The sequence below is a fragment of the Streptomyces sp. CA-111067 genome (assembly GCF_050956065.1).
Classification (GTDB): Bacteria; Actinomycetota; Actinomycetes; order Streptomycetales; family Streptomycetaceae; genus Actinacidiphila.
In genome coordinates, this window is sequence record NZ_CP192103.1 from 8,469,794 (window position 1) to 8,482,032 (window position 12,239).

General features: G+C 70.9%; 11 protein-coding genes and 1 pseudogene. All 12 read left to right on the forward strand.

The window, feature by feature from the left end; genetic code table 11:
• The first annotated feature begins 56 nt into the window (after positions 1 to 56).
• The 12 genes and pseudogenes from ACQPW6_RS37395 (at position 57) to ACQPW6_RS37450 (ending at position 12,232) form a co-directional block, all read left to right on the forward strand.
• Entirely contained in the window at positions 57 to 1,160 is a 1,104-nt protein-coding gene (locus tag ACQPW6_RS37395) for a Gfo/Idh/MocA family protein (protein WP_433894177.1), read from the forward strand.
• Between the two features lie 13 nt (positions 1,161 to 1,173).
• Positions 1,174 to 1,914 carry a ThuA domain-containing protein gene (locus ACQPW6_RS37400; RefSeq protein WP_433894178.1) on the forward strand — a complete coding sequence of 247 codons (741 nt, stop codon included), beginning with the start codon at positions 1,174 to 1,176 and terminating at the stop codon, positions 1,912 to 1,914.
• 4 nt (positions 1,915 to 1,918) lie between these two features.
• Positions 1,919 to 2,893 carry an ABC transporter permease gene (locus ACQPW6_RS37405; RefSeq protein ID WP_433894179.1) on the forward strand — a complete coding sequence of 325 codons (975 nt, stop codon included), beginning with the start codon at positions 1,919 to 1,921 and terminating at the stop codon, positions 2,891 to 2,893.
• Positions 2,894 to 2,895: 2 nt separating this feature from the next.
• Positions 2,896 to 3,726 (forward strand): annotated as a pseudogene (locus ACQPW6_RS37410) (ABC transporter permease); the annotation flags it as partial.
• A gap of 195 nt (positions 3,727 to 3,921) precedes the next feature.
• Positions 3,922 to 4,980 (forward strand): ABC transporter ATP-binding protein, encoded by a 1,059-nt coding sequence (locus tag ACQPW6_RS37415; RefSeq protein WP_433894785.1) that lies wholly within the window; start codon positions 3,922 to 3,924, stop codon positions 4,978 to 4,980.
• On the forward strand, positions 4,977 to 6,080 hold the full coding sequence (locus ACQPW6_RS37420; protein ID WP_433894180.1) for an ABC transporter ATP-binding protein: 1,104 nt from the start codon (positions 4,977 to 4,979) through the stop codon (positions 6,078 to 6,080). Before ACQPW6_RS37415 ends, ACQPW6_RS37420 begins: the two co-directional genes overlap by 4 nt.
• Before the next feature lie 69 nt (positions 6,081 to 6,149).
• Complete coding sequence (locus ACQPW6_RS37425) at positions 6,150 to 7,823, forward strand: ABC transporter substrate-binding protein (protein WP_433894181.1); 1,674 nt, start codon at positions 6,150 to 6,152, stop codon at positions 7,821 to 7,823.
• Between the two features lie 64 nt (positions 7,824 to 7,887).
• A complete protein-coding gene (locus ACQPW6_RS37430; protein WP_433894182.1) occupies positions 7,888 to 8,562 on the forward strand; it encodes a ThuA domain-containing protein in 675 nt (224 codons plus the stop codon).
• A 43-nt stretch (positions 8,563 to 8,605) separates the two neighbouring features.
• Positions 8,606 to 9,397 (forward strand): sugar phosphate isomerase/epimerase family protein, encoded by a 792-nt coding sequence (locus ACQPW6_RS37435; RefSeq protein ID WP_433894183.1) that lies wholly within the window; start codon positions 8,606 to 8,608, stop codon positions 9,395 to 9,397.
• Entirely contained in the window at positions 9,394 to 10,410 is a 1,017-nt protein-coding gene (locus ACQPW6_RS37440) for an NAD-dependent epimerase/dehydratase family protein (protein ID WP_433894184.1), read from the forward strand. The genes ACQPW6_RS37435 and ACQPW6_RS37440 overlap by 4 nt, the downstream gene beginning before the upstream one ends.
• Entirely contained in the window at positions 10,407 to 11,447 is a 1,041-nt protein-coding gene (locus ACQPW6_RS37445) for a Gfo/Idh/MocA family protein (RefSeq protein WP_433894185.1), read from the forward strand. Before ACQPW6_RS37440 ends, ACQPW6_RS37445 begins: the two co-directional genes overlap by 4 nt.
• Complete coding sequence (locus ACQPW6_RS37450; RefSeq protein WP_433894186.1) at positions 11,444 to 12,232, forward strand: GntR family transcriptional regulator; 789 nt, start codon at positions 11,444 to 11,446, stop codon at positions 12,230 to 12,232. The genes ACQPW6_RS37445 and ACQPW6_RS37450 overlap by 4 nt, the downstream gene beginning before the upstream one ends.
• Positions 12,233 to 12,239: the final 7 nt, after the last annotated feature.

The window sequence follows — 12,239 nt, forward strand, 5'->3', positions numbered from 1 at the left end:
GCAAGTGGTATGCATCTGGCACACCATGGAATCCACCCGACGAAGGGGAGGCAGTCATGGTTCACGCAGCGAAAGCCGCCGGTCAGGACCTCTCCGCCGTGGTCGTCGGGGCGGGTTCGCAGGGCAGGGTGCACGCTCTGGGCCATCTCGCCGCCCCCGGAGTGGTCTTGACCGGTCTGGCGGACGTGGACCTGGCGTCCGCGCAGGCGCTGGCCGCTGAACTGGACGTGCCCGCCGTCCACCGGGACTACCGCGAACTGTTCGCCGCGGCGCGGCCGGACATCGTCAGCGTCTGCACCCCGCCGGCCTTCCACCTCGACGTGGTGCGCGCCGCGATCGAGGCCGGAGCGCGGGCGGTGCACTGCGAGAAGCCGATCGCGCTCAGCTACGGCGAGGCCCTGGAGATGGCGGCCCGCGCCGCCGACGCCGGGGTCCAGCTGACCTTCAACCTCCAGCGCCGCTTCGAACCCGTGCAGCGGCAGGCCAGGGAGTGGATCGCGGCGGGCGAGATAGGCGAGGTGGTGACCGTCGAGGGCTACTGCCCCAATCTGTTCGACTGGGGCACCCACATCGTCGACCTCATCCTCTTCCACCGTCAGGACGCCGCCCCCGAGTGGGTGCTCGGCCAGCTCGACGTCACCCTGGACCGCTACGTCTACGGCGTCTTCACCGAGACCGCCTCGCTGACGCAGTTCGGCTGGGCGGACGGGGTGCGGGCCGTGGTCTCCACCGGGCGTGAACCGCACACACCGGTGCTCAATGTGCAGAACAACCTCGGCCTGATCGTCCAGGGCAGCACCGGCCGGGCCGACATCCGCGGCGCGCGCTGCGTGGTGCGCCGGTTCGGCAAGGCGGACCTGGTCCGGGAGTCACCGTTCGACACCGACTCGCGGAACTGGGACCACGCGGTGGACCCGGCGATCGTGGCCGGCACCGCCGACGCCATCCGCGACCTGGCCGAGTGCTTGCGCACCGGCCGCAGACCGGCGCTGCACGCCGAGCACGGGCTGCGCGGCGCCGAACTGATCTTCGCCACATATGAGAGCAGCAGGTCCAGGCGGCGCGTGCAACTGCCCCTCGACCGGATGGACAACGCCCTGATCAGCGGGCGAGCGGAGGGCTTCTGGAGCCCTACCGGTGAATTGCGCTCCACCTACTGAATCGAGCCTCCGCATGCAGATATCCCAGCCCCGCCATGTCTCCACCGCCCCAACCGCCGCCCCCGGCACGGCCGATCGCGCCACCGGACCCGCCGCCACCAGGGCGACCGCCCTCGCCATGATCAGCGGTGACGACGTGTACGAGGACCTGTTCACCGCGGCCTCCGCGCTCCAGAGCGCACTGACCGACGAGGGGTTCGCGACCCGCACCGGGCTCGGCACCGCGCCGCTGGACGACGCGGGCGACGTGGACGTGATCGTCCTCTACACCGCGCTCGGCCGGTTCACCGCCGGGCAGCGCGAGGGGCTGGCCCGGGCGGTGCACGGCGGCTGCGGCCTGGTCGCACTGCACTCCACCACGGTCCTCGCCTCGCCGCCCGACCAGCTCGACGAGGCGGACCGGCTGCTCGCCGAGCTGATCGGCAGCCGCTACCTCTCGCACGGCCCCTCACCGCACGAGAGCAGGTTCGAGGTGCGGCTGGACCCGGACCACGAGCTGACCGCGGGCATCGAGCCGTTCGAAGTGACCCATGAGCACTACCAGTTGAAGACCGCACCCGACGTGCGCGTCCTCGCCTGGCGGGACACCGGCAGCGGCCCCGAGCCGCTGGTCCACGTCCGCCGGCACGGGAAGGGCCGGGTCTGCTACCTGCAACTGGGCCACGACATGCGGATCTGGGGCGAACCCGGAATGCGAGAGCTCGTACGGCGCGCCGCCCGCTGGGCCTGCCGACCCGATCGCGAAGGGGTGTGACCTGGTGCGGACTCTGCTCCGGAAGATCGTCTTCTATCTGGTCACCGCCTGGGCGGCGATCAGCCTCAACTTCCTCATCCCGCGGATCATGCCGGGCAATCCGGCCGACAACCTGATCCAGCAGTTCCACGGCAAGCTCAGCCCGTCCGCGGTGCACGCGCTGCGGGTGCTGTTCGGCCAGTCGGACCAGAACCTCTGGCAGCAGTACGTCAGTTACTGGCACAGCGTCTTCACCGGCGACTTCGGCACCTCCTACGCCTACTACCCGTCGAAGGTCAGCACGGTGCTCGGCCAGAGCATGTACTGGACGCTGATCCTGGTCACCATCTGCACCGTGCTCGGCTTCGTCATCGGCACCGTGCTGGGCATGCTGGCCGGCTGGAAGCGCGGCAGCTGGCTGGACTCGCTGGTGCCGGTCACGACGTTCCTGTCGTCGATCCCGTACTTCTGGTTCGCGATCATCATGGTCTACCTGTTCGCGATCACCTTCAAATGGTTCCCGCTGTCCGGCGGCTACGCGCTCGACCAGCACATCGGGCTGAACGCCGGCTTCGTCGGCAGCGCGATCAACTACGCGGTGCTGCCCGCGGTGACCATCACCGTGGCCTCGATCGGCGGCTGGCTGATCGGCATGCGCAACATGATGGTCACCACGCTCAGCGAGGACTACGTCCGGCTGGCCGAGGCCAAGGGCCTGTCCAAGCGCCGGGTGATGTACACCTACGCGGCCCGCAACGCGATGCTGCCGTCGCTGTCCGGCTTCGCGATGTCGCTGGGCTTCGTCATCGGCGGCTCGATCGTCACCGAGGTCGTCTTCAACTACCCCGGCATCGGATCGGTGCTCTTCAAGGCCGCGCAGGCGGCCGACTACCCGCTGATGTCGGCGATCTTCCTGCTCATCACCGTGCTGGTGCTCATCGCCAACCTCATCGCCGACATCGCGTACGTCTTCCTCGACCCGAGGACAAGGGAGAGCTGACCATGGCCCTGCAACCCGCTGCCCTGGCCGAGGCCGACGCGACCACCGAGTCCTCCGGAGGGCCGAACCGCCTCTGGCTGCGCCTGCTGCGCTCGCCGCTGACCCTCACCGGCCTGGTGATCGTATCGATCTTCGTGGTGCTGGCCGTGGTCGCACCGTGGATCTCGCCGTACGACCCGTCGGCGGTCAGCGACAGCACGCTGATCGGGCCGAACGCCTCGCACTGGCTCGGCACCACCCAGAACGGCCAGGACATCCTGTCGCAGATGCTCTACGGCGCCCGCGCCTCGATGCTGGTCGGCATCGGCGCCGCGGTGTTCACCACCGTCCTGTCGGTCCTGGTGGGAGTCACCGCCGGATACGTCGGCGGGATCGGCGACGAGGTGCTGTCGTTGCTGGCGAACGTGTTCCTGGTGCTGCCCAGCCTGCCGCTGACCATCATCCTGGCCGCGTACCTGCCGCACAGCGGCTCGCTCGGCATCATCCTGGTCATCACCGTCACCGGCTGGGCCTGGGGCGCCCGGGTGCTGCGCGCGCAGACCCTGTCGCTGCGCAAACGGGACTTCGTCGAGGCGGCCCGGGCCACCGGCGAGCGCACCTGGCGGATCATCCTCAAGGACATCCTGCCCAACCAGGTCGCGGTGATCGCCGCGTCCTTCCTCGGCACCGTGACCGCCGCCATCCTCACCCAGGCCAGCCTGGCCTTCCTCGGCCTGGCCGATGTCACCCAGTGGTCCTGGGGCACCATCCTGTACTGGGCGCAGACCGGCAGCGCGCTGCTGACCGGTGCCTGGTGGTGGTTCGTACCGGCCGGACTCGCCATCGCCGTGCTCGGCACCGCGCTGTCGCTGGTCAACTTCGGCATCGACGAGTTCATCAACCCGCGGCTGCGGCAGGCCGGCATCGGCACCAAGAAGGCCCAGCGCGGCCAGGTGTCGGCCAAGCGGGCCCGGCGGGTCAAGCACCAGGGCCCGGCGGTCGAGCGGCCGGCCCCGACACCCTTCACCCAGGACAGCACCGACGTCGTCCTGGACGTGCGCGACCTGCGGGTGGAGTACGTCGGCGAGGGCGGCCGCACCCCGGCGGTCAGCGACGTGTCGTTCACGCTGCGGCGCGGCGAGGTGCTGGGCATCGCGGGGGAGTCCGGCTCGGGCAAGTCCACCCTCGCCTACGCCATCACCCGGCTGCACAAGCCGCCGGCCGAGATCTCCCAGGGCGAGATCCACTACACCAAGCCGGACGGCGAGACCGTCGACGTGCTGGCCATGGACGACGCCGAACTGCGCGGATTCCGCTGGGAGGAGCTGTCCATCGTCTTCCAGTCGGCGATGAACGCGCTCAACCCGGTGCTGCGGATCGGCGTCCAGATCGAGGACGTCATCGTCGCCCACCGGCCGAGGATGAACGCGCAGGAGCGTGCCGCCCGGGTGGTCGAGCTGCTCGGCATCGTCGGGATCCCGGCCGACCGCGCCAACTCCTACCCGCACGAGCTGTCCGGCGGGATGCGGCAGCGCGCGATGATCGCCGTCGGGCTCGCCCTGGACCCCGAGATCATCGTGATGGACGAGCCGACCACCGCGCTCGACGTGGTCATCCAGCGGCAGATCATCGCGAAGATCATGGAGCTGAAGGACCAGCTCGGCTTCTCGGTCGTGTTCATCACCCACGACCTGTCGCTGCTGATCGAACTCTCCGACACCATCGCGGTGATGTACGGCGGCAAGGTCGTCGAGATGGCCTCGGCCGACGACTTCTACCGCCGCCCGCAGCACCCCTACAGCCGCGGCCTGCTCGCGTCCTTCCCGACCCTCGGCGGGCCCAAGCGGGAACTCACCGGCATCGCCGGCTCCCCGCCCGACCTGCGCAGGCTGCCCTCCGGGTGCGCCTTCCAGCCGCGCTGCCCGCACGCGTTCGACGCCTGCGCGCAGCGGGTGCCCGAGCTCTACCAGGTGGCCGCGCCCGGCGGCGGCAGGTCGCTCGCCGCGTGCCTGCTGCACACCGAGGCGAAGGAGGAAGCGGCCCCGCGGCCCGCGGAACCACAACCCGAGAAGTCCCCGAACGAGCTGGCGACAGGTGAGACACGATGAGCGGCGAGACGACGGCCCCGGCGGCGGCCGGCCCCGGCGACGGCAAGGCTGATGCCCCGGTACTCGAAGCCGTCCATGTGACCAAGCACTTCCCGGTGCGCGGCGGACTGCCCAAGCGCGGCGGCACCCGCAAGGTCGTGCACGCCGTCGAGGACGTGTCCTTGCGGCTGTACGCGGGCCGGATCACCGCACTGGTCGGCGAGTCGGGCTCCGGCAAGTCCACCCTCGCCCGGCTGCTCGCGCAGCTCTACCCGCTCACCGCCGGTGAGGTGCGGCTGCACGGCGAACCCGTCAAGGCGATGCGCGGCCGGGCCTTCCGCGACCACGTCCGCCAGGTCCAGCTGATCCTGCAGGACCCCTTCGCGTCCTTCAACCCGGTCGCGACGATCGCCGGCACCCTCAAGCGGGCCGTGGCCCTGCACCACCCGGGCAAGCACGGCAAGGACCGGGTCGCGGTCATCGACGACCTGCTGACCCAGATCAACCTGGTGCCGCCGCGGCAGTTCACCGCGAAGTACCCGCACGAGCTGTCCGGCGGGCAGTTGCAGCGCCTGTCGATCGCCCGCGCGCTCGCGGCCGACCCCGAGGTGTTCCTCGCCGACGAGCCGGTCTCCAGCCTCGACGTCTCCATCCGCCTGGGCATCCTCAACCTGCTGCGCCGCCTCACCGAGGAGCGCAACGCCGCGATGCTCTACGTCACCCACGACATCGCCTCCGCCCGCTACTTCGCCACCGACACCGCCGTGATGTACGCCGGCCAGGTCGTCGAGAGCGGGCCGTCGGAGGCGGTGACCCAGCAGGCCGCGCACCCGTACACCCAGCTGCTGATCGCCTCGGCCCCCGACCCGTCGCGGGCCGCCGCGGACCGGGTCGAGGACATCGGGCAGCCGCCCAGCCTCATCGACCCGCCGACCGGCTGCCGGTTCCACCCGCGCTGCCCGTACGCGATGCCGCGGTGCGCCGACCAGGCGCCCGAGCCGTTCGACATCTCCCCAGGCCACACCGCCCGGTGCTGGCTGTACGCCGACGACACCGAGGCGCGCGCCAAGCGGGCCGAGAACGCCGAGGCCGTCGCGAACCTGACCGCCCCCGCCTCCTGATCCGCAAGGGGCCGCCGCCGGCCCGCAGGTACCACCCCCGCTGTCCCCACTCCCAAGGAGCAGACGCTCGTGACCACTTCGCAGTCGCCGATCGCGTCCGGCATGACGAGACGCGGCGTCCTGGCAAGCGCCCTGGCAGGCGCGGGCGCTGTCGCGCTGGCAGGCTGTCAGGGTTCCACCAGTTCGAGCGGTGCCAACGACACCCTCACCGTGGCCGGCCAGTCCGACAACCTCACCAAGGTCTTCAACCCCTACCTGGAGAACACCGCCCAGGGGCTGACCTACACCTCCCCGGCCAGCGGCGGCTTCATCTACGAGCCGCTGGTGCAGATCAACACCGTCAACATCGGCCATGACATCCCGTGGCTGGCGAAGGCCTGGCGCTGGACGGACGGCAACAAGACGCTCACGATGGACCTCCAGTCCGGGGTGAAGTGGACCGACGGCCAGCCGTTCTCGGCCGACGACGTGGTGTTCACCTACACCATGCTGAAGAAGAACTCCGGCCTGAACTTCCTCGGCGTGGACGTCGCCTCGGTGAGCGCGCCGAGCCCGACCCAGGTGGTCTTCACCTTCCCGCAGCCCGCGCAGCAGTTCTTCACCAACGTGGTGTCGCAGCCGATCGTCTCCCAGCACATCTGGTCCAAGGTCAAGGACCCGACCAAGTACACCGACGCCGACCCGGTCGGCACCGGCCCCTTCAAGCTCGGCGAGTTCTCCGCGCAGAGCTTCACGCTGGTCCGCAACGAGGACTACTGGCAGCCGAAGGCGCAGATCAAGACGCTGCGGTTCGTGGCGTACAAGGACAACGAGGGCCAGACCAACGCGCTCGTGCAGGGCCTGGCGGACTGGGGCGGCACCTACATCGCCAACGCCGACAAGACGTACCTCAGCCGCAGCAAGAACAACCACTACTGGGCGCCGCTGGCCGGCACCGACGGCCTGATCCCCAACCTGGAGCGCTGGCCGCTGAGCGACCTCGCGGTCCGCCAGGCGATCAGCCTCGGGGTGAACCGCAAGCAGGTCGGCGGCGCCACCGCCTCCCCGCCGGCCACCAGCGTCACCGGGCTGCCGATGCCGGCCTACACCTCCTCGGTCGCCCCGCAGTTCCAGAGCATGAACTTCACCCAGGACGTCGCCAAGGCGCACCAGACGCTGACCGACGCCGGATACGCCAAGGGAGGGGACGGCTACTACCACAAGGGCGGCAAGCGGGTGGAGTTCTCGATCACCTTCCCGTCGGCGTACACCGACATCGCCTCCCGGGTGCAGGTGCTGGTCTCCCAGCTCAAGGACATCGGCATCAAGCTCACCGTCGACACCACGACCGTGACCGACATCAACACCCGTACCGCCAAGGGCGACTTCGACTCCACGATGGGCTACCCGGTGGACTCCGCGCCGCGCGCCTTCTCGTACTACAACGACACGATCAACCCGAACCTGTACTACCCGATCGGCAAGGCCACCCCGACCTACCAGAACATCGAGCGGTTCCAGAACGCCGAGGCCGCCGAGCTGTTCAAGGAGTACCCGAAGGCCACCACGGACGCCCAGCGGCAGCAGATCCTGGACGGGATCGAGAAGATCTTCGTCGACAACCTGCCCTGGATCCCGATGTTCTACTGGGGCAGCTACGGCAACTGGAGCACCAAGAAGGTCACCGGGTTCCCCACCCCGCAGGACCCCTACTTCAGCCCGGTGCCGAACCCGGTCGTCGCCCTGCGGCTGAAGCCGGTCTGAGCCCGCCGCGCGCCGCGCGCCCCCCGCACCAGCCCCCTGCCGCACCACCCCCGCGAGGAGAGCCATGTCCATTGTCCCGACGCCGAGAGCCATGGTCGTCGTGAACGGCGACGACATCCACCACGACCTGCTCAGTGCCGCCGGAGTCTTCCAGCAGCTGGGTGTCGAGGCCGGGTTCGCCACCCGCAAGGCCATGGGCACCAGCCGCTTCGTCGATCCACGGCCGGAGACGGCCGAGGCGGACGTCTACCTCCTCTACACCGCGGGCGGCCACTTCGCGACGGACCAGCAGCAGGCGCTGGCCGACGCGGTGCGGGCCGGCAAGGGGCTGGTGGGGGTGCACGGCGCCAACATCATGGGCTGGCAGGGCGACGGCCTCGACCCGGCCGACCGGCCGCTGTTCGACCTGCTCGGCAACCGCTACCTCTCGCACGGCCCCGGCCACCACGAGGGCCGGCACACCATCGAGATCGTCGCCGACCACCCGATCACCAGCGGTGTGGCCGACTTCGAACTCTTCGACGAGTACTACGAGTTCGAGCTCGCCGACCAGGACGTGACGGTGCTCGCGCAGCGGCACCGGGCGGACGGCGAGGTCATCCCGGTGCTCTACGCCCGCGAGACCGGCGCCGGGCGGGTGGTCTACCTGGCGCTCGGCCACGACATGCGCTCCTGGGGCGAGCCGCCGGTCCGCACCCTGGTCCGGCAGGCACTGCTGTGGGCGTCCGGCCGTGACTGAGACGACGAGCGCCGGCCCCGCGGGGACGGCCGGAGGAGGAGACATGGCAGCCGGTATCGGCGTCATGATGTACACCGTGCTCGACCAGGCACGGGCCGACCTGGAGGGCACCCTCGCCCGGCTGGCCGGCCTCGGCTACCTGGGCATCGAGACCTACGGCCTGGTCGAGCACTTCGGCCCGGCCCGGGTCAGGGACGCCATCGCCGCCGCCGGGCTCACCCTCACCAGCGCGCACACCCCGTTCCCGGCCGGAGCCGGCGCCGAGGAGCTGCTCGACCGATACGAGGAGCTGGGCGCCGAGATCCTCGTCTGGAGCATGGAGCGCGAGGAGTTCGACTCGCCGGACGCGATCCGGCGGGGCGTGGAGCGGGTCAACGAGGCCGCCGAGCGCGCGGCCGGCCGCGGGATGACGATCGCCTACCACAACCACTTCGCCGAGTTCTCGCAGGTGTTCGCCGGCCGGCAGGCGTACGACCTGCTGCTGGAGTCGCTGGACGACCGGGTGCTGGTCGAACTCGACGCCTACTGGGCGCAGATGGGAGGCGCCGACCCCGCCGAGGTGCTGGCAGGGCTCGCCGACCGGGTGCGCCTGGTGCACGTCAAGGACGGTCCGGCGGTCAGCTACGAGGAGGACGTCATGGTGCCGATCGGCGAGGGCGGCATCGACTGGGCCCGGACGCTGACCACACCGTCCGGCCTGCGCTGGCACATCGTCGAGCTGGAGCGGCTGCACATCGACACGTTCGAGGCGCTGCGGCGCTCCTACGACCATCTGGTCGGCCGCGGGCTCTCCCGCGGCGGGGTCGTCCCGGCGGCGAACGGGGGCCGGGCATGAGGGCGCTCTTCCTCGGCGGCGCCGGGATGATCGGCTCCGCGGCGGCGGCCCGGGCCGTCGCCTCCGGTGCCGACGTGACCATCGTGACCCGCTCGGCGCCGGCCCGGCCGGTCGCCGACGGCGTACGCCAACTGCGCGCCGACGTCCGCGACCCCGAGGCGCTCAAGGCGGCGCTCGGCGACGAGGAGTTCGACGCGGTCGTCAACTGGGTCGGCTTCACACCCGACGACGTGAGCGCCCACCCGGGGCTGTTCACCGGCCGGACCGGGCAGTACGTCTTCATCAGCACCTGCTCGGTCTTCGGCCGGCCGGTGCCGAACCTGCCGATCACCGAGTCCAGCCCTCGCCGCCAGCCGGTCTTCGGCTATGCGCGGGACAAGATCGCCTGCGAGCTGCTGCTTGAGGACGCCTACCGCTCGGCGGGCTTCCCGCTGACGATCGTGCGGCCGTTCCACACCTACGACGCCACGGTGATCCCGGTGCTCGCGGGCTGGACGGCGATCGACCGGATGCGGGCCGGACGGCCCGTCGTGGTGCACGGCGACGGCACCTCGCTGTGGTCGCTGACCCACTCGCGGGACTTCGCGCGCGCCTTCACCCCGCTGCTGAGCCTGGACCACGCGGTGGGCGAGAGCGTCAACGTGGTCAGCGGCGACATCCTCACCTGGGACCAGATCCACCTGACGCTGGCCGGCGCCGCCGGGGTGCGCGAACCGCTGCTGCGGCACCGCTCCAGCGAGTCGATCGCCGAGTACGTACCCGGCTGGGGCGAGGTGCTCGAGCACGACTTCCGGCACTCGATGCTCTTCGACACCTCCAAACTGCGCGCGCTGGTACCGGGCTTCGCGCCGCAGGTGTCCTTCGCGGAGGGCGCCAGGCAGTCGCTGGCCCACTACGACGCCCACCCGGAGCTGAAGTCGGTCGACCAGGAGCTGTCCAGGGCCTTCGACGCGCTGCTCGAAGGCAGCGCACCGCAGCAGGCCACCGGGGGACGAGAGGGGAGTGCCGCGTGATCGGCGTCGGACTCATAGGTTCGGGATTCATCGGCGACACGTACGCCGACGCGCTCCAGGACGTACGGAACGCGGAGCTGGTCGCCAGTTGCTCGCGCGACCTGGCCCGCGCCACCGCGCTGGCCGCCAAGTGGGCGCCCGGCGCCCGCAGTTACGACGACATGGCGGCGCTGTGCGCCGATCCGGCCGTCGACCTCGTGGTCGTCGCGGTCCCCAACGAGGTGCACCTGGAGGCGGTGCGGGCGGTCGCCGCGGCCGGCAAGGGCGTGGTGTGCACCAAGCCGCTGGCCCGCACCGGGCCCGAGGCGCAGGCGATCCTGGACGTCGTCCGCGAGGCAGGCGTCTGGCACGGCTACGCCGAGAGCTCGGTCTTCTCGCCCAACATCGCCAAGGCGCACGAGATGGTCAGCGCCGGCGCCATCGGCGACCTGCTCACCATGCGGGCCCGCGAGGCGCACTCCGGGCCGCACGCCCCGCACTTCTGGGACGCCGAGACCGCCGGCGGCGGCGCGCTGCTCGACATGGGCTGCCACACCGTGGAGTCCGCCCGGCACTTCTTCGGCAAGGACAACCCGATCGCCGAGGTCTTCGCCTGGGGCGCGACGCTCGCCCACGCGGACCGGACCACCGGCGAGGACACCGCCATCGCGCTGCTGAAGTTCGCCGGCGGCCAGCTCGCCACCGTGGAGTCGTCGTGGATCGAGAAGGGCGGCATGCAGCTGCGGCACGAACTCGTCGGCAGCGCCGGCCGGCTGGTCACCGACACCTCCGCGACACCGGTGTGGGGCTTCATCGAGCACCCGGCCGGCTACCTGGTGGAGAAGGCCGACGCTGACACCGGCTGGGTCTACCCGGTGCCCGAGGAGGCCCGCGCCTACGGGTTCAGCCAGCAGATGCGGCACTTCACCGACTGCTTCGCCCGCGGTGAGACACCACGCGAGACCTTCGAGGACGGCGTGGTCGTCAATCACGTACTGGACGCCTGCTACACCTCCATGCGCTCAGGTACGTGGGAAAGGGTCCAGGTCCCGGCATGAGCACGGATCACATCAGCCCGGAGCGGCCGGGCCTGGCGGCGCCGCCGCCGGCGCTGGGCGGCGCGCATCCGGAGCCGTTGTGGATCCGGGCGAAGACCGCCCTGGAGACCCGGATCGCGGTCGGCGAGGTCAAGCCGGGCTCCCGGCTGCCGCCCGAGCGCGAGCTGTGCCAGATGCTCGGCATCTCCCGGGTCACCCTGCGCAAGGCGCTGACCGCCCTGGTCGACGAGGGCGTGCTGCGCGCCGCCCAGGGCCGCGGCTGGTACGTCGGCGCCCCGGAGCGCAAGGAGTGGCCCAACACCCTGGAGTCGTTCTCCGAGACCGCCCGCCGGATGGGGCTGCTGGCCACCTCCCGGGTGCTGCGCCGCGAGCCCGGCCCGGCCAGCTTCGACGAGGCGGAGGCGTTCCAGATCGCCCCCGGCACCCCGCTGTACCGGCTGGAGCGGGTCCGCATGCTCGACGGGGTGCCGATCGCGGTCGACCACTCGCTGGTACCGGCCGACATCGCCTACGGCTTCGACGAGGTGGACTTCACCACCCGCTCGCTCTACGAGACCATCGCCGGCCTGGGCTTCGAGCTCGTGCAGGCCGACACCACCATCGAGGCGCGCCCCGCCGACGCGGCGCTCGCCGGCCACCTCGCCATCGCGGCGGGCACCCCGGTCCTCGACATGCGGCAGATCGTCCGCGACCGCGCCCAGCGTCCGCTGCTCTCGTCGTCGATCCGCTACGCCGGCGACCGCTACCGCCTGCGCACCTCCTTCATGCGGAACGCGGGGCTATGAGCCCGCG

Bases quoted from the DNA above. Each gene is read 5' to 3' on its own strand.
- ACQPW6_RS37430 (WP_433894182.1), top strand. From the start codon at position 7,888: ATGTCCATTGTCCCGACGCCGAGAGCCATGGTCGTCGTGAACGGCGAC.
- ACQPW6_RS37420 (WP_433894180.1), top strand. From the start codon at position 4,977: ATGAGCGGCGAGACGACGGCCCCGGCGGCGGCCGGCCCCGGCGACGGC.
- ACQPW6_RS37400 (WP_433894178.1), top strand. From the start codon at position 1,174: ATGCAGATATCCCAGCCCCGCCATGTCTCCACCGCCCCAACCGCCGCC.
- ACQPW6_RS37395 (WP_433894177.1), top strand. From the start codon at position 57: ATGGTTCACGCAGCGAAAGCCGCCGGTCAGGACCTCTCCGCCGTGGTC.
- ACQPW6_RS37440 (WP_433894184.1), top strand. From the start codon at position 9,394: ATGAGGGCGCTCTTCCTCGGCGGCGCCGGGATGATCGGCTCCGCGGCG.
- ACQPW6_RS37435 (WP_433894183.1), top strand. From the start codon at position 8,606: ATGGCAGCCGGTATCGGCGTCATGATGTACACCGTGCTCGACCAGGCA.
- ACQPW6_RS37450 (WP_433894186.1), top strand. From the start codon at position 11,444: ATGAGCACGGATCACATCAGCCCGGAGCGGCCGGGCCTGGCGGCGCCG.